We start from the raw sequence: 16,277 nt of genomic DNA on the forward strand, positions 1-16,277 counted from the left end.
TCATGCAACAAGAATTAATCCGTCAAACGCCGCTTTGGGCTGAGAACTGGCCAATTGCCTACTCAGTCATTCAAGCGATTGTGATTTTACTCGTTGTAGTACTCATCGCTGCGTTGATGTCTTTTATTGAGCGTCGTTTACTGGGCTTATGGCAAGACCGTTATGGTCCGAACCGTGTAGGTCCTGGGGGGATGTTCCAGATCGTTGCCGACATGTTGAAAATCATGTTCAAAGAAGACTGGACACCAAAGTTTGCTGACAAATTGACTTTCCGTTTAGCTCCTGCTGTTGCCATGGCAACAGCGGTGATGTCGTTCATGGTTATTCCTGTATCACCATACTTAGGTGTTGCAGACATGAGCATCGGTCTATTGTTCTTTATGGCAATGGCAGGTATTGCAGTCTATGCGGTATTGTTTGGTGGTTGGTCATCAAACAACAAATATGCATTGCTTGGTGGTCTACGCTCTGCAGCTCAAACCATTTCGTATGAAGTGTTCTTGGGTATTTCATTGATGGGTGTGGTTGCAATTGCAGGCTCATTCAACATGCGTGAAATTGTAGAAGCACAAAAAGATGTATGGTTTGTCATCCCACAGTTCTTAGGTTTCTTAATCTTCGTGGTTGCAGGTGTTGCGGTAACTCACCGTCACCCATTTGACCAACCAGAAGCAGAACAAGAATTGGCGGAAGGTTACCACGTCGAGTACGGCGGTATGAAATGGGGGATGTTCTTCGTTGCAGAATATGTCAACGTAGTTCTGATCTCTGCATTGATCGTCACGCTATTCTTCGGTGGTTGGTTAGCGCCATTTAACATCGATATTCCGTTCATTCCACCAGTATTCTGGTTCATTATCAAAACAGCATTCTTTGTGATGATGTTTGTCTTGGCTCGTGGTTCACTTATGCGTCCGCGTTATGACCAAGTGATGAACTTTGGTTGGAAGATTTGCTTACCATTAGCGTTAGTTAACTTATTAGTTACTGGCGCAGTGATTCTGTGGTAAGGGCAGGGAGAATAAAATGTATAAAATTCTAGCTGGGTTCGGGTCAATCGTACGTTCACTGTGGATGGTTTTCTCACACGTGACACGTAAACGTGACACCATTCTTTACCCAGAAGTGCCAGCCGAACAAATTGTTCCACCACGTTTCCGTGGTCGTATCGTGTTAACACGTGACCCAGATGGTGAAGAACGTTGTGTTGCGTGTAACTTATGTGCAGTTGCATGTCCTGTTGGCTGTATTTCACTACAAAAAGCAGAAAAAGAAGATGGTCGTTGGTATCCGGAGTTTTTCCGTATCAACTTCTCACGTTGTATTTTCTGCGGTATGTGTGAAGAAGCATGTCCGACGACTGCAATTCAAATGACTCCAGATTTCGAGTTGGGTGAATACGTTCGTCAAGACTTGGTATATGAGAAAGAAAATTTACTCATTTCAGGTCCTGGTAAATACCCAGATTACAACTTCTACCGTGTAACAGGTATGGCTGTAACTGGAAAAGACAAAGGTCAAGCGCAGCGTGAAAGCGCACCAGTTGATGTACGGAGCTTATTACCATGATGTGGCCATTTTATTTGATGGCACTTGTGGCCATCGTTTCGACGATTCGTGTTGTGACCAACGCGAATCCTGTACACGCTTTATTAAGCTTGATCGTGTCACTTCTTGCGGTTGCAGGCATGTTTATGATCGTAGGTGCGCCATTTGCTGGCGCGCTTGAGATCATCGTCTATGCAGGCGCGATCATGGTGTTATTCGTATTCGTAGTGATGATGTTAAACCTTGGTCAACACACCGTTGAACAAGAACGTAAATGGTTAACATCGTCTGCTTGGGCATATCCAGCACTCATGAGCTTCTTAATGGGCTTGGTGTTGGTGTGGATGCTCGGCTCTGACTACACAGCTGCTGGCCCTGTTATGGGTACTGAAGTTGTGGGTCCAAAAGTCGTTGGCCAAGCACTCTTTACTCACTATTTATTATTGGTTGAAGTTGCTGCCATGTTATTGCTTGCTGCGTTGGTTGCAGCATTCCATCTTGGCAAACGTGAACCAGGTGCAGAAGAGGACAAACAATAATGGGCAACATCCCTTTAGAACATGGTTTGATTGTTGCAACCATTCTTTTTGCACTGGGTTTTTACGGTGTGATGGTGCGACGCAATCTATTATTTATGTTAATGAGCCTTGAAATCATGATGAACGCAGCTGCGCTTGCGTTTGTTTTGGCTGGTAGTGCATGGGTACAACCAGACGGACAAATCATGTTTATTCTGATCTTAACGCTTGCTGCGGCAGAGGCTTGTATTGGTCTTGCGATCGTCCTTCAGTTCTACCATCGCTTCCATCACTTGGATGTGGATGCTGCTAGTGAGATGCGCGGATGAGTTTTTTATATTTAACAGTATTATTCCCGCTCATTGGTTTTGTCCTTTTAGCGGCAGGTCGTAACAAACTTCCTGAAAATGTCGCTGCCATTATTGGTGTGGGGGCGGTTGGCCTTTCTGCATTGGTTGCTTTGATCGCTGGTCTAGACTTTGTTAATAACGGCAAAGTGACCTATGTTCAACATCTTTGGACATGGTTCAATGTAGGCAATCTAAGCCCAGGCATTAGCTTACATCTTGACGGTTTATCACTGCTCATGATGGGTATGGTGACGGGTGTCGGTTTCCTTATTCACATCTTTGCATCATGGTATATGCGTGGTGAAGAAGACTTCGCGCGTTTCTTCTCTTATTTCAACCTGTTCGTTGCTAGCATGTTGCTGCTCGTATTGGGCGATAACTTAGCGTTATTGTTCTTAGGTTGGGAAGGCGTAGGTCTATGCTCTTACTTGCTGATTGGTTACTACTACCAAAACCCTGCAAATGGTTTTGCGGCAATTAAAGCATTTACCGTAACACGTGTTGGTGATGTTTTCTTACTGATCGCTTTGTTCTTAATTTACCAACAGTTCGGTACTTTAAACATTGCAGAAGTGGTTGCAGCTGCACCAACAGTGATGACACAAAGTTCATCTTTAACCATTTGGACAGCACTGATGTTGTTCTTGGGTGCAGCAGGTAAATCTGCACAGATCCCATTACAAACATGGTTGGCCGATGCAATGGCAGGTCCTACACCTGTATCTGCATTGATCCACGCTGCAACGATGGTAACCGCAGGTGTTTACCTGTGCTGCCGTATGTACACCGTGTTTGAAATGGCACCTGAAGTGATGATGTTTATCTCAATCACAGGTGCGGTAACGTTGTTAGTGGCTGGTTTTGCTGCATTGGTTCAAACCGACATCAAACGTATTTTGGCTTACTCAACGATGAGTCAGCTGGGTTATATGTTTATGGCAGTGGGTGCTGAAGCTTACCAAGCAGGCTTGTTCCACATGTTAACTCACGCATTCTTCAAGGCATTATTGTTCTTGTCTTCAGGTGCCGTGATTTTAGCTTACCACCACGAACAAAACATCTTCAAGATGGGCGGTTTGTTCTACAAGAACAAATTCCTATTTGCTTGTTTCGCCATTGGTGGCGGTGCATTGGCCGCGATTCCATTCATTACCGTGGGCTTCTTCTCGAAAGATGCGATCTTGGGTGCAGTTTGGGTACAAGGCGAATCAATCGCAGTGTATAACTCATTGTACTGGGCGGGTGTAGCAGGTGCATTCTTAACGTCGATTTACACATTCCGTCTCATTTGGGTTGTGTTCTTTGGTAAAGAAAATACACCGTATCATGCGATTAAAGGCATTACTTTCTGGGGTCCTTTGGCGATTCTTGCTGTACTTTCAACTTTCGTCGGTGCGGCACTTAAAGCACCAGTGGAAAGCATTTTAAATGCAGCAAAAATTCCAGCATTTGTGATTCCTGAAGCTTTAGAACATGGTATGCACAGCGCAGAATATACTGCTGTGGGTATTGCATTGGTTGGTTTAGTGATTGGTGTGGTCTTGTTTGCGTTTGCTTATAGCGCAGTGAAAGGCTTTGCTAAAACGTCATTGGGTGCAGGTCTTGCAAACATTTGCCGTAATGCACTAGGCTTCGATGCGCTTTATGACATCGTTTTTGTGAAACCATATTTGCTTATTGCGAAGATTTTAGGTCGTGATCCAATTGATCGTTTGTGGTTAGTCTTGCCTGCACTTGTAAAAGGTGGTCATAGCTTCACAAGTTCACGTCAAACGGGTTCATTGCGTGATTACGCATCAAGCATGGCATTAGGTATCTTTGTATTACTAATGGTCTTGATCGTAACTCAGATCGTGGGGAAATAAGATGGAAATCACAAACAACTGGATTCTACCCGCGCTGATCTTAGTTCCGTTCATTGCAGGTTTTATTTGTTGGTTAGTCGACAAACTCGACGACAAACTGCCGCGTTATATTGCGCTGATTGGTATGCTCATTACTTTGGGCTTAACATTTGCGCTGTGGCAAACAGGTACATTTAACTACGAACTTGGCGCGAAAGTGCCATCGTGGTCTGCTGAATTCATGTTGCCATGGATTCAAACTTTAGGCATTAACATCCATTTAGCGGTGGATGGCCTATCTCTATTAATGGTGGGCTTAACGGCACTTTTAGGTGTGTTGGCTGTCGGCTGTTCTTGGGGTGAAATTCAAAAGAATGTTGGTTTCTTCCACTTAAACCTTTTATGGTCTTTGGGTGGTGTGATCGGTGTATTCTTAGCGATTGACATGTTCTTGTTCTTCTTCTTCTGGGAGATGATGCTTGTACCTATCTACTTCTTGATCGCGCTTTGGGGTCATAAAGGGGCAGAAGGTAAATCACGTGTTTACGCTGCAACCAAATTCTTTATCTATACGCAAGTCGCTGGTCTTATTATGTTGATCGGTATCCTAGGCCTAGTGGTTTATGGTTACATGATGACAGGTATGATCGGTTTTGATTACAACTACTTATTAGCTGTAGCCAACACTTTAGACAAAGAATTACCTACCGTTGCTTATGCATTCATGCTGTGTTTATTTGTCGGTTTTGCGGTAAAACTTCCAGTTTTCCCATTACACGGTTGGTTACCAGATGCGCATGCACAAGCACCTACAGCAGGTTCGGTTGACCTTGCAGGTATCTTAATTAAGACCGCTGCATATGGTTTACTACGTTTTGTGATTCCATTCTTCCCAGCGGCTTCTGCACAGTTTGCAGACATCGCGATCATTTTCGGTTTAATCGGTATCTTCTACGGTGCTTGGTGTGCTTTCCAGCAAACCGATATGAAACGTTTACTTGCGTATACGTCAATTTCACACATGGGCTTTGTTTTACTTGCGATTTACGCAGGTAACATCTTAACCTTCCAAGGTTTGATGATCATGATGTTGGCACATGGCCTATCATCTGCTGCATTGTTCATTATGTGTGGTCAAGTGTACGAGCGTGTTCATACGCGCGATATGCGTTTGATGGGCGGTATGCGTGGTCAGTTCCCATATCTTGCATTCTTCCTCATGTTCTTCGTGGCGGCGCTTGTAGGTATTCCGGGTCTAGGTAACTTCATTGGTGAGTTCCTGATCCTGATGGGTTCTTATGCAAAATTCCCAGTGTTTACTATTCTTGCAGCAGTAAGCTTAGTATTTGCAGGTCTTTATGGCTTGATTCTGATCCACAAAGCGTTGTTTGGTACGCCAAACGAAGAACAACAGCAGCACTACAACAACCCATTGAAAGACTTAAATGCACGTGAAGTAGTGATCTTGTTAATCTGTGCTTTCGGTCTGTTATGGCTTGGTTTGTACCCACAAAGCTTCCTTGATATTTCAAATTCAAGCATGGCGTGGTTAGCGAACAGCTACATTCCTGTACAAGAAGTAGTTGACGTTGCGAGTCAAGCAACTGTTCAACTCGAAAATGTGGAGATGCAATAAGTCATGAACTTCACAATGTCATTTTCTGAGCTTATGCCTTTAGCTCCTGTGATGATCGTTGCTTTAACAACGATTGTCGTGATGATTCTTACTGCAATTAAGCGTAACCATAACTTAATTGCAACAGCATCAGTGGTGGGCTTAAACCTTGCAGCAGCATATGTACTATTCACAATGTTCGGTGGTGCTTTTAAACCTGCGAACGTGATGGGTATGTTCATGGTGGATGCGTTCACCTTGCTGTACCAAGTAATTATTCTAATTGCTGCTTTGGCGTGCTGTACTCTGTCGCATGCCTATATTGAAAGCTATAAAGATAACCGTGAAGAACTGTATATCTTAATGTTGTCATCAGTGACTGGTGCAATGTTAATGGTGGCAAGCTCTCATTATGCATCGTTCTTCATTAGCCTTGAGTTGATGTCGATTCCTGTATATGGCTTATTGGCCTATACACACCAACGTTCTAAGTCTTTAGAAGCGGGGGTGAAGTACTTGGTGCTTTCAGCAACAGCTTCAGCAATGTTGTTGATGGGTATGGCTTATATTTACGCGTACACAGGATCAATGTCGTTCTATGACAATGTTCAAGCGTTAATGCAAAATATCCAACAGCCAATGGTACTTTTAGGTTTAGGCCTGATCGTTTTTGCTGTGGCATTCAAACTGTCTTTAGCGCCATTCCACAAATGGACACCAGACGTTTATGCAGGTGCACCAACACCGATCGCAACTTTCCTTGCTACAGCTGCAAAAGTAGCAACGATTGGTCTGTTTGTACGTTACATCCTTACTTCAGGTGCGATCCTTGTTGACTCAATCGTGACGATCTTAACCGTGATTGCGGTGTTATCGATCTTGGTGGGTAACTTCCTTGCAGTGAAACAAGTGAATTTGAAACGTATCTTGGCATACTCTTCAATTGCGCACTTTGGTTACTTGTTGATTGGTTTAATCAGCATGACTTATGCAAGCCTTGGTAACGTATCGGTCTATGTGATCACTTATGTGTTAACCACGATTGGTGCGTTCGGTGCGGTTGCATTGATGTCTAGCCCATACAACAACGTAGACGAAGCAGAAAGTCTAGCGGACTACCGTGGTTTATTCTGGCGTCGTCCAGTGTTGACAGCGGTGTTAACCGTGATGATGCTATCGCTTGCGGGTATTCCTTTGACAGCGGGCTTCATTGGTAAGTTCCTTGTGGTCATGGCTGCAGTAACGACTCAACATTGGTTCCTTGCTGCGATGATCATCGTTGGTTCTGGTATTGGTCTGTACTACTACCTCCGTGTGATGGTTGTTATGTACATGACACCACCAGATGCACCTCGTGTAGACGCTGTGGATCATTGGGGCCAAAAAGTGGGTGGTATTATGGTGCTTTTAGCTGCAGCAGCAGTGCTTGTGATTGGTATCTATCCAGATCCAATTATCAAGTTAGCACTTCAGTCAGAGATTCTATCTCCAATCCACTTTATGCTTTCTCAACAGCACTAATTTTTAAAAACGTTTCGTTTTAACAAAAAAGCCTCCATCAATTGGGGGCTTTTTTGTTTTTATCGCACGATAAAAAGCTTTATAATGTAAGGAATTTTATTTTACCTTTTAGGTGCTCTCCCGTGGCTATCCATGAAATTCGTCATCCACTGATTCGTCATAAGCTTGGTCTTCTTCGTCGTGCAGATATCAGCACTAAAAACTTCCGTGAGTTGGCTCAAGAAGTGACCATGCTGTTGACCTATGAAGCGACCAAAGATTTACCTGTTTGCGACCATGAAATTGATGGTTGGAATGGTAAAGTAACGGTAGATCGCATTGTGGGTAAAAAAATTACGGTTGTGCCAATTTTACGTGCGGGTATTGGCATGTTAGATGGTTTCTTAAACCTGATTCCAAGTGCAAAAGTGTCTGTACTGGGTTTAGAGCGTGATGAAGAAACGCTTGAAGCACGTACTTATTACAAAAAATTAGTTCCAGATGTACAAAACCGTTTAGCGATGATCATCGACCCAATGCTTGCAACGGGTTCTTCATTGGTTGCTGCGATTGATGTATTGAAAGCAAGTGGCTGTAAAGACATTCGTGTGATGGTGTTGGTTGCGGCGCCTGAAGGTATTAAACGTGTTTTGGATGCGCACCCAGATGTCACTATTTTCACGGCTTCAATTGACCAAGGCTTAAATGCCAATGGTTATATCGTGCCGGGTCTAGGCGATGCGGGCGATAAAATCTTTGGTTCAGTTCAAAAAGATTAAGATTGAGCCCCAGCAAAAAGAGGCTTTTATAGCCTCTTTTTTATATACTACAACAAAGCGTGTACATATTAGGATCTGTTTATGAAAGCCGAGCAATATCAAGGAAAAGTTAAGCAATATAACGCTGACAAAGGTTTTGGCTTTATTTCCTCACCTGAAGGCGACGTATTTTTTCATATCTCGGATTTCCCTGCAGACTCAGGTGAGCCGAAACGCAATGAACGCGTGAAGTTTAATGTGGTTGAAAATGGCGATCGCTATAAAGCAATTAAAATTGAGCGGGTTGAAGACAACTCTGCCAAAGCCAAGAAATCGAAAGTCTCAAGTCATAATAAATCGATTACCACAGACTTATTGTCTAATTTTAGACGCTAAGTCAGCGTTGATTCAGAGTTCAATCGTGCAAAGATTAATCTTTGCATTTTGAAGCAAAGAGGCTTTTTAGCCTCTTTTTTATTGATTACAATACGAAAAATACAGTTGAATAGAGCAGATTATGTTTCTGAAAGGAAAAATCAAAAGCTTTAGTACCTCCCGTGGTTTTGGTTTCATTGAGGTGGAAGGGGATATTGATGATGTATTTTTTCATATCAAAGATTTGCCACAGCACAACATTGAACCCAAGATTGGTGAAGTACTTCAGTTTATGATTGTAGAAGACCAAGGCAAGTTTAAGGCTGGCAATATCCAGCGGCTTGGTCTGTCCTCAGAAAGCAAAGCAACGACATCACCAAATAAGAAAAAAGCACGTACCCAAGCCTCACCACGTTACCATGAGGCAGGGCATAAAAGTACCATCATCACCGTGATTGGGATCATCATCGTCGCGGCATTGGGCTTTTTGATCTATGGGAAATATCAAAGTTATTATAGTGCAGAAAAACAGCGTAAAGCTGAGCAGTTGATGCTCGAGCAACAACAGATTGTAGAAGAACAGCGTAAAGCTTTAGGAAAGTTGCCCGATCAAATCCTATCTGAGCAAGGGAAGCGTAATTTAGATGCAGGTCTGCATCAGACCAATCAACCCCGTTCTGAACGCGTAACGGAAAGTATTGATAAACAAAACGGTCGTTTACCTGTCAGCACTGGACAGTTTAAATGCGATGGACGTACCCATTGCTCCCAAATGCGTTCTTATGAAGAAGCGGTTTACTTCTTAAGGAATTGTCCAAATACCCAAATGGATGGGAACAATGATGGTGAGCCTTGTGAGCGCCAATTTGGGAAATAAAAAAGCACCCTTGGGTGCTTTTTACTTACTTACTTATTTTTCGCAGAATTTCATAAAGGCTTTGAGTCCTGGGCCTTGGTACTTCTGACGATGCACCAACATGAACAGTGGACGTGTGAGAGACCAAAACGGCGTATCAAGCACCACCAACTGGCCTTTTTCGCGCAAAGGTTCCGTTGCCAGTTTTGAAATGCATGACATCCCTAAACCACCTGCCACGATTTTTAAAATTGCTTCATTATGACCCAAGGTCAGACGGATATTGGCATCAGGCAAGTCTTTTAAAATAGCATTATCAAACACTTCACGCGTACCTGAACCTTCTTCACGCAAGATCCACTCGACCGATTTAAAGTCTTCAGGTGTTAATGTACGATTTAACTGCGCCAAAGGATGATCTGGTGCACAGCAGACGGCTAACTCATCGTCACGCCAGTGAATACATTGCAGTTGCGGCAAGTGACAAGAGCCTTCAATCAGGGCCAAATCTAGTTGGAACTGATTCACCGCCTCAATCATTTGACGGGTATTACCAACTTGCAGCTGTAAATGGGCTTGAGGTTGAATTTGTAAGAAGTCAGCCATCAGGTCAGGCATGAGGTAGTCACTGATGGTCAGGGTTGCACCCAAACGTAAATCAATGCTTTGTAACTCACCTTTAGCGGCTTGCTCGAAAGCATCACAGCGACCCAAAATTTCTAAAGCTTGTGGCAGCAGGAAACGACCCAGATCATTGAGCTGAAGACGCTTACCTAGACGGTCAAACAGTGGAGCCCCTAAACCGTCCTCTAGATCTGCTAAAGCCATACTCGCAGCACTCTGGGTGAGTCGAACCGCATCACTGGCTTTGGTTACTGTGCCTTCTTGAGCAACTGCTACAAAAACCGCCAACTGGCGTAAAGTCATGCGCATGAATATAGCCTTAACATTTAAAAAATATTAACAAATTATGTGGTCATGCTAACATGAGCAACGTCTTTGATGCCACGCTGAAATCATGTCAATTGAAAAATTTAGCCTAGAAAAGGTTTTATCCGTACACCGTTGGACCAATACACTTTTTAGCTTCACCATGACGCGACCTGCACATTTTAAGTTTACCGCAGGACAATTTGCCCGTATTGGCATCAAAGTGGGTGATGAATTGGTGGTTCGAGCGTATTCGGTGGTGTCTTCTCCCTTTGATGAAACTTTAGAGTTTTTCTCGATTGTGGTGCCTGAAGGTGCATTTACTTCGAACTTACAACACTTAAAAGTCGATGATGACATCTACCTTGAAAAGATCCCGTACGGTTTTTTGACTTTGGCGCGTTATCAGTTGCCGTTACCAAAAGACTTATGGCTACTTGGTACAGGGACAGGGCTTGCACCTTTTATTTCGATGTTGCAAGACTTTGAGACGTGGTCGAAGTACGAGAGCATTACGCTGGTTTATAGCGTACGTACAGCCTCTGAATTAGCGTATGCAACACGTATTCAAGAAATTGCAGAGACCTTTGGTGAAGGACATACAGGCTTTAAATTTGTGCCGATTATTACACGTGATCCACATGCGCCACTGCATGACCGCTTACCTGTACTGATTGAAAATGGTGACTTGGAAAAAGCAGTCGGTTTGAGCCTGAACCCTGAAACCAGTCATGTGATGCTGTGTGGTAACCCGCAAATGGTCGAAGACACCAAAGAAGCCCTAAAAGCACGTGGTTTGACGATGAACCGCCGTGGTGAAGGAAATATTGCGGTCGAAAACTATTGGTAAGATTCAAAAGCTCACATGGATAGCGATATCAAAGTATTGCTAAAACATCGCTTTAGCACAGAGAAAGAGTCGAAATATCGCGCAGGTTTTGTTGTTGACTGAAACACTTTAAACTGAGGAGCAGTGGGGTAAATGCTAAAAATGGATTCATTTCGTAATCGATTGATGGTGTTATTTGCTGGTTTGGCGTTTACTTTGGGGCTCTGTATTACCTTATATATCGGTAAAACTGCTTCGGCTCAAATGAGTAAATCCAGCGGTCAAACCTTATATATTGCTGCGAAGAGTATCAGTAATACTTTGGCAAATTCGTTGACAGAACGTGAACGGGAAATGGTGCTTTTGAGTCAATCACCGTTTATTGCTGAGGCAGACTTTAATAATCCACGTGTTCAACAGCAACTCGATCAAGTTAAAAAATCATATCAATATTATGCATGGCTTGGGATTGCTAACCCCGAAGGTAAAGTCGAAGTTGCGGCAAACCATTTATTGCAAGGTGCAGATGTATCTGAGCGGGATTGGTTTATTCACGGTTCCAAGCGAGTATATTTGGGCGATGTACACAAGGCTGTTCTGCTCGCCAAAAAAATCAAAGCCATTAACCCGAATGAACCGATGCGTTTTATTGATTTTGCGACTCCCATTTATGACCCTACGACGCATAAAATAAATGGCGTTTTGGCTGCGCATGCAGACTGGAGCTGGGCAAGCCATGTGCTGAAAAGTTCATTGTCTGAAAATGCCGCACAACGTGGGATTGAAGTCTTTATTGTGAACCAAGCGGGTGAAATTCTGTATCCGTTTAAAAGTATTGGTCAGGTGAACCCTCCGAGTTTTAGTAAACAACATGGCAATTACTTTGTGCATGACTGGGGAGAAGGACAAAACTACCTCACCACGGATGTTCCTGTATTTTCAAAAACACAGATGAACTTAGGTTGGCATGTCATGATTCGCCAGCCAGTTTCGATAGCCTTGGTAGAAGTTCGGTCACTGCAACATCAAATCTTAGCTATTGGTTTTGTGATTTCATTACTGCTACTTTTTGTGACTTATCGCTTAGCGAATCGTTTTAGCCGTCCAATTGAAAACTTGGCAAAAAGTGCGCATGCAGTCGAGCAGGGACGTGAAGATGTTTACTTTGAGGCGAATACCAGTATTCGAGAAATTAAAGGCTTGTCACAGTCATTAAATAGTATGACCGACACACTGTTGACACAAAAACATCAGCTAATGGATGCCAATACAACGCTTGAGCAAAAGGTTCAGGAACGCACAAAGGAACTTAAAGCGGCCAATATAGAATTAGAAAAGTTGGCACGGCATGATGCACTGACAGGACTATATAACCGCCGTGCTTTGACCGATTATCTGGATTATTTATACGCTCAGTTTACACGTAGTCACGTGGGCTATGCGGTGCTGTTGTTGGATGTGGATTACTTTAAAAAAGTGAATGATCAGTATGGGCACGAGGTGGGTGATCGAGTCTTAAAAGGGGTGGCGCAGGTGTTGTCCTCGAACATCCGTGAGTCGGACTTTGTTGCTCGTTATGGTGGTGAAGAGTTTGTGGTGTTGTTACCCACGACCACGCTTGAAGGTGCAATGGTTTTGGCTGAAAATCTACGACAAACTGTCGAACAAGCCCCAATTTTGGATCAGCATCCCATCAGTATTAGTATCGGGGTGAGTGTGGTTCAGGTTACAGATAGCGATGCACAGACCGCCATGCGCCGTGCAGACCAGCATTTGTACCAAGCTAAAGCGCAAGGGCGTAACCGTGTGGTTGCACTTTAACATTGAGGCTTTGACTGTGGCAGATTGGAGTGATCTGCTACACTGAAGTATCTTCTGCTTTACTGTGCATTGTTGTGATGTCTTACGATATAAAAATGAGCCAACTGCCTAAGGTTGAGCGCTCCCCGCAGCAGAAAAAATTAAATCGTTTAATTGATCAGATTGAACAGCAAAAACAAGAGCTGGCAGCATGGAAAAATGCGCAAGCCGACATTCGAAACTATACACGCAGTAAGCTTTTACCTGTGTATAGCGAGTTACACACGGTTTTATTTGCACAGCTTGATACCCTGTGGAAGCACTTAGCCAGTGACGCCTTTAGCAAAGTTGATCTGGCGCAGATTGACACCAAAATAGCCGCTTTAGCCAAGATGCTAAAAAAATCTCAGATGCTAACTTCCGTGCAGAAAGAACAGGTAGAGAAAGTGGATACTTTCTATATGCAGCATGCAGAGCATGTATGGGCGAAGAAAACCAAAACGAACTCAATACAAAATCATGACCTCGCTGAAACGGTAGTACAAAACGTGGATGTGGACTGGGAAAATTATGAATACGATTCTACCCAGTATGACGCAGAGCGGGAACGTGCCAAGCAGTTAAAACAACAAGAAAAACGTGAGCAAGCAGCCAAAATGGCAGTGCAGTCGCTGAAAACGGTGTATTTAAAAATTACCGCGATGATTCACCCAGACCGTGAACCTGACGAAGCGAAGAAGTTGGAAAAAACTGAGCTTTTACAGAAGGTCAATGATGCTTATGCAGAGCAGGATTTATTTTATTTACTAAAACTTCAGTTACAGCTAGAGACCAATAAAGGCTTAAGCTCAAAAGCTTTAAGTTCTGAACAAGTGAAGTTTTATCAGTTGTCTTTAGAAGCACAGAGTCAGAATTTGCAAAGTCAGTTAGAAGAGATTTTTGCGTCTTTTCACTTAAGCAGTCATATCAATACCAAACAGCTCAAAATGAGTGATGTGTATAAGGTGGTTGATAAGGACGTTGCTGAGTTAAAGCAACAGTTGAAGTGGGAAAAAGAACGTTTAAAGCATATGAAAAAGGTGAGTGGGGTCGAGATGTTGTTGGAGCATGGGGTGCTTTAATGCTTTTCTCCCTCTCCCTTAGGGAGAGGGAGCTGCAAGTGATTTTATAGCACCATGAATTTAATAATGAAAATTCCCTCTCCTTTTAGGAGAGGGCTAGGGAGAGGTAATAATAAAAATGATAGACCCACAATTATTAGAATTCGCCAAAACTATGCGAAGCAATGCCACAGATGCAGAACATTTAATATGGCAATTACTTCGTGCTAAACGATTTATGAATCTTAAGTTTCGCCGTCAGCATGTGATCAAACCTTATATTGTGGATTTTTACTGTCATGAAATTGGTTTGGTCATTGAGTTAGATGGAAGTCAGCATGGCACAGACGATGCGATTGAGTATGATGCCGAACGTAGCAATTTTTTAGAGACTTTGGATTTGAGTGTGGTGCGTTATTGGAATCATGATGCTTTGAGTACTAATGTTATAGCCTATGAATAGTTTGGATGGGACTAAAATATACATGACAAGTTTTTCAATCACTTTCTTACTTGCTTAAGTGGAAAAATGATGCTATCTAATCTTAAATTTTTGATTAATAACTAGTTGTTATAGAAACTGGCGGTGTGTTTTGGATTTTAAGAAGAAAATTTTGGAACTTCAACCCACAGAGTTGATGGTTTTAATAACGGTTTTATTAGTGATGTTAGGAGGTTCGAACCTCTATGCATATTTTAGTACTTTGGGGGTGGAATTTTTAATTAAAGATATAACAATATCTTTATTAGTAATGTCCACCTTTAAGCTATTCATATTCTTTTTATTATGCTTTGTTATAGCATATATAATATTCCAATTAGGAGTTCTTTTAGCATTTATATTAAATGTAATTTTAAGTTTTTTCAATTTTGAAAATATAAAAGAACATTCTTCTTTACTTTGGATTTTTGTTGCCTCTCTTCCCTCATTGTTTTTTTTAGTTTATTGTCTTCAATATGAAGATTTTAGATCACTTATTCTATTGATTTTTTTTAGCTGTACTGCATTAATATTTAAAGAAATTAACAATAAGTTTTCAATAGAGGATATAAATGTACTTATTTGTTTGTTAATTTCATGTTTTGCTATAGGGAATTATCAAGCAAAAGTTGATTCAGATGTTACAAGAAGTAAATTAGCCAAAGTTGAAAATTATGCTAAAAATCAAGATTGGAGAATTTTAACTTATCTAAATGAAAATGTAATTCTGTTAAATTTGAAAAAAGTTAATAATAAAACTGAATTTAAAATAGTTAAATTTGAAAATTTGGAGTTTTCAGTTGATAAAAAAAGTTATGAATAATCAGCTCTTTATACTACAAATTAAATCAAACTACCAACACATTAAAGCGCTGCAATCTGCTCCATATTCGCTTTAATTTTCGTTAACTGGTCCGCAAACTCAGCCAATTTTACTTTTTCACCTTCAACCACAGCCACAGGAGCTTTCGCTACAAAGCCTTCATTAGAAAGTTTGGTGGCAATTTGGTCATGCTTCTTTTACTTTTATATGAGTTTTTACGATCAGTTTTTAATTAAAAATTAATATATATTAGATAAATACAGTCTTTTCTATCAAATGATGTAGTTTCATCAACTATTATGAGATTCTCCTTTAGTTCTTTTGATAGATTGATATAATGTTGATTTGCTGCTCTTACTGATTGATTTTCAAGAAAAACCATAAATTTAAAATATTCTGTCGTATTGAATTTTGACTTAGTCTTACCATAAAGTAGGTTATTTAAATCTTTAGTTATACCATTTCGTTGAGCAGACCCATATTTTGTCCCACCATTAATTGGAATATTACACTTAACTTCAGCTATCAATTTTATAATTTCATTTGAAACAAGATCATAACCATTAGTACTAGGTTTTATGGATAAAATTTCATCGGTTAATTTTTGTTTTGACTCTTGAGAAAGATGAAACTTTTTTGAAATCCAATTAACAAATGAAATTGTTATTTTCATGGTTAATAGGTTATTTATATCAGAGAGAGCCATTTTCAAAGAAATTATTTTATCACTGTCAAGACGACTATAATAATCATCTTCTGGAAGAGAAAATTGCGTGATAAAAAAATTATTTAATCTACTTTTAAGTTCTTCTTCACGATGATAGGCGAATTCAAACATGAGGTGCGACAGTTTGAAAAGTCTTATGATAATCAACAAGCTGAGCAAATTTCTCTAATGGTGTAAGCCAATCTAACGCTTTTCTAGGACGAGTATTCAGTGACATGGCAAC

The 16,277-nt window shown here is 41.5% G+C and carries 17 protein-coding genes and 2 pseudogenes; 15 read left to right on the plus strand and 4 right to left on the minus strand.

All coding sequences use genetic code 11. The features are described 5' to 3' along the window. Window positions 1–2 precede the first annotated feature (2 nt). The 10 genes from nuoH (at window position 3) to HYI04_RS13070 (ending at window position 9,385) form a co-directional block, all read left to right on the plus strand. Window positions 3–1,010, plus strand: a complete 1,008-nt coding sequence (gene nuoH, locus HYI04_RS13025; RefSeq protein WP_004695391.1) for an NADH-quinone oxidoreductase subunit NuoH — start codon at window positions 3–5, stop codon at window positions 1,008–1,010. Between the two features lie 16 nt (window positions 1,011–1,026). After that, window positions 1,027–1,569 (plus strand): NADH-quinone oxidoreductase subunit NuoI, encoded by a 543-nt coding sequence (gene nuoI, locus HYI04_RS13030; protein WP_004651038.1) that lies wholly within the window; start codon window positions 1,027–1,029, stop codon window positions 1,567–1,569. After that, window positions 1,569–2,087, plus strand: coding sequence for an NADH-quinone oxidoreductase subunit J (gene nuoJ / locus HYI04_RS13035; RefSeq protein ID WP_171056751.1), 519 nt, complete (start codon window positions 1,569–1,571; stop codon window positions 2,085–2,087). The genes nuoI and nuoJ overlap by 1 nt, the downstream gene beginning before the upstream one ends. Then, a complete protein-coding gene (nuoK, locus tag HYI04_RS13040) occupies window positions 2,087–2,395 on the plus strand; it encodes an NADH-quinone oxidoreductase subunit NuoK (protein WP_004695395.1) in 309 nt (102 codons plus the stop codon). Before nuoJ ends, nuoK begins: the two co-directional genes overlap by 1 nt. Next, window positions 2,392–4,281, plus strand: a complete 1,890-nt coding sequence (gene nuoL / locus HYI04_RS13045; RefSeq protein ID WP_010327355.1) for an NADH-quinone oxidoreductase subunit L — start codon at window positions 2,392–2,394, stop codon at window positions 4,279–4,281. Before nuoK ends, nuoL begins: the two co-directional genes overlap by 4 nt. Before the next feature lie 7 nt (window positions 4,282–4,288). After that, window positions 4,289–5,896, plus strand: coding sequence for an NADH-quinone oxidoreductase subunit M (nuoM, locus tag HYI04_RS13050; RefSeq protein ID WP_029575093.1), 1,608 nt, complete (start codon window positions 4,289–4,291; stop codon window positions 5,894–5,896). A gap of 3 nt (window positions 5,897–5,899) precedes the next feature. Beyond that, window positions 5,900–7,396 carry an NADH-quinone oxidoreductase subunit NuoN gene (gene nuoN, locus HYI04_RS13055; RefSeq protein ID WP_005400347.1) on the plus strand — a complete coding sequence of 499 codons (1,497 nt, stop codon included), beginning with the start codon at window positions 5,900–5,902 and terminating at the stop codon, window positions 7,394–7,396. A gap of 122 nt (window positions 7,397–7,518) precedes the next feature. Next, on the plus strand, window positions 7,519–8,154 hold the full coding sequence (gene upp / locus HYI04_RS13060; protein ID WP_058870138.1) for a uracil phosphoribosyltransferase: 636 nt from the start codon (window positions 7,519–7,521) through the stop codon (window positions 8,152–8,154). An 81-nt stretch (window positions 8,155–8,235) separates the two neighbouring features. Beyond that, complete coding sequence (locus tag HYI04_RS13065) at window positions 8,236–8,529, plus strand: cold shock domain-containing protein (protein ID WP_005400349.1); 294 nt, start codon at window positions 8,236–8,238, stop codon at window positions 8,527–8,529. 121 nt (window positions 8,530–8,650) lie between these two features. Further along, the gene (locus HYI04_RS13070) at window positions 8,651–9,385 is read left to right on the plus strand and encodes a cold shock domain-containing protein (protein WP_010327352.1); all 735 of its coding nucleotides are present in this window, start codon (window positions 8,651–8,653) and stop codon (window positions 9,383–9,385) included. Between the two features lie 33 nt (window positions 9,386–9,418). Here the strand turns inward: HYI04_RS13070 and gigC are convergent, their stop codons facing one another. Further along, the gene (gene gigC / locus HYI04_RS13075) at window positions 9,419–10,297 is read right to left on the minus strand and encodes a LysR family transcriptional regulator GigC (RefSeq protein WP_010327351.1); all 879 of its coding nucleotides are present in this window, start codon (window positions 10,295–10,297) and stop codon (window positions 9,419–9,421) included. Window positions 10,298–10,382: 85 nt separating this feature from the next. On the opposite strand from gigC, the gene HYI04_RS13080 reads away from it, so the two are divergent. From HYI04_RS13080 to HYI04_RS13100, 5 genes are all read left to right on the plus strand, one after another. Then, a complete protein-coding gene (locus tag HYI04_RS13080; protein WP_010327350.1) occupies window positions 10,383–11,144 on the plus strand; it encodes a ferredoxin--NADP reductase in 762 nt (253 codons plus the stop codon). 132 nt (window positions 11,145–11,276) lie between these two features. Next, window positions 11,277–12,944 carry a sensor domain-containing diguanylate cyclase gene (locus HYI04_RS13085; protein ID WP_010327349.1) on the plus strand — a complete coding sequence of 556 codons (1,668 nt, stop codon included), beginning with the start codon at window positions 11,277–11,279 and terminating at the stop codon, window positions 12,942–12,944. A 77-nt stretch (window positions 12,945–13,021) separates the two neighbouring features. Further along, entirely contained in the window at window positions 13,022–14,044 is a 1,023-nt protein-coding gene (locus HYI04_RS13090; protein ID WP_029575092.1) for a hypothetical protein, read from the plus strand. 118 nt (window positions 14,045–14,162) lie between these two features. Next, window positions 14,163–14,486 carry an endonuclease domain-containing protein gene (locus HYI04_RS13095; RefSeq protein WP_010327347.1) on the plus strand — a complete coding sequence of 108 codons (324 nt, stop codon included), beginning with the start codon at window positions 14,163–14,165 and terminating at the stop codon, window positions 14,484–14,486. 151 nt (window positions 14,487–14,637) lie between these two features. Then, on the plus strand, window positions 14,638–15,327 hold the full coding sequence (locus tag HYI04_RS13100; RefSeq protein ID WP_129556767.1) for a hypothetical protein: 690 nt from the start codon (window positions 14,638–14,640) through the stop codon (window positions 15,325–15,327). A gap of 41 nt (window positions 15,328–15,368) precedes the next feature. On the opposite strand, the pseudogene HYI04_RS13105 reads toward HYI04_RS13100, so the two are convergent. From HYI04_RS13105 to HYI04_RS13115, 3 genes and pseudogenes are all read right to left on the minus strand, one after another. After that, a pseudogene (locus tag HYI04_RS13105) lies at window positions 15,369–15,524 on the minus strand (hypothetical protein); the annotation flags it as partial. Between the two features lie 35 nt (window positions 15,525–15,559). Beyond that, entirely contained in the window at window positions 15,560–16,165 is a 606-nt protein-coding gene (locus HYI04_RS13110; RefSeq protein ID WP_178896238.1) for a hypothetical protein, read from the minus strand. Beyond that, a pseudogene (locus HYI04_RS13115) lies at window positions 16,158–16,277 on the minus strand (IS30 family transposase); the annotation flags it as partial. The gene HYI04_RS13110 and the pseudogene HYI04_RS13115, both read right to left, overlap by 8 nt.

The sequence above is a fragment of the Acinetobacter sp. SwsAc2 genome, assembly GCF_013391465.1.
Classification (GTDB): domain Bacteria; phylum Pseudomonadota; class Gammaproteobacteria; order Pseudomonadales; family Moraxellaceae; genus Acinetobacter; species Acinetobacter johnsonii.

Coding starts and splice junctions, on each gene's coding strand:
- HYI04_RS13110 (WP_178896238.1), bottom strand. CDS start 16,165: ATGTTTGAATTCGCCTATCATCGTGAAGAAGAACTTAAAAGTAGATTA.
- HYI04_RS13065 (WP_005400349.1), top strand. CDS start 8,236: ATGAAAGCCGAGCAATATCAAGGAAAAGTTAAGCAATATAACGCTGAC.
- HYI04_RS13095 (WP_010327347.1), top strand. CDS start 14,163: ATGATAGACCCACAATTATTAGAATTCGCCAAAACTATGCGAAGCAAT.
- gigC (WP_010327351.1), bottom strand. CDS start 10,297: ATGCGCATGACTTTACGCCAGTTGGCGGTTTTTGTAGCAGTTGCTCAA.
- HYI04_RS13070 (WP_010327352.1), top strand. CDS start 8,651: ATGTTTCTGAAAGGAAAAATCAAAAGCTTTAGTACCTCCCGTGGTTTT.
- nuoJ (WP_171056751.1), top strand. CDS start 1,569: ATGTGGCCATTTTATTTGATGGCACTTGTGGCCATCGTTTCGACGATT.
- HYI04_RS13080 (WP_010327350.1), top strand. CDS start 10,383: ATGTCAATTGAAAAATTTAGCCTAGAAAAGGTTTTATCCGTACACCGT.
- nuoL (WP_010327355.1), top strand. CDS start 2,392: ATGAGTTTTTTATATTTAACAGTATTATTCCCGCTCATTGGTTTTGTC.
- nuoN (WP_005400347.1), top strand. CDS start 5,900: ATGAACTTCACAATGTCATTTTCTGAGCTTATGCCTTTAGCTCCTGTG.
- HYI04_RS13090 (WP_029575092.1), top strand. CDS start 13,022: ATGTCTTACGATATAAAAATGAGCCAACTGCCTAAGGTTGAGCGCTCC.
- nuoK (WP_004695395.1), top strand. CDS start 2,087: ATGGGCAACATCCCTTTAGAACATGGTTTGATTGTTGCAACCATTCTT.
- HYI04_RS13085 (WP_010327349.1), top strand. CDS start 11,277: ATGCTAAAAATGGATTCATTTCGTAATCGATTGATGGTGTTATTTGCT.
- nuoH (WP_004695391.1), top strand. CDS start 3: ATGCAACAAGAATTAATCCGTCAAACGCCGCTTTGGGCTGAGAACTGG.
- nuoI (WP_004651038.1), top strand. CDS start 1,027: ATGTATAAAATTCTAGCTGGGTTCGGGTCAATCGTACGTTCACTGTGG.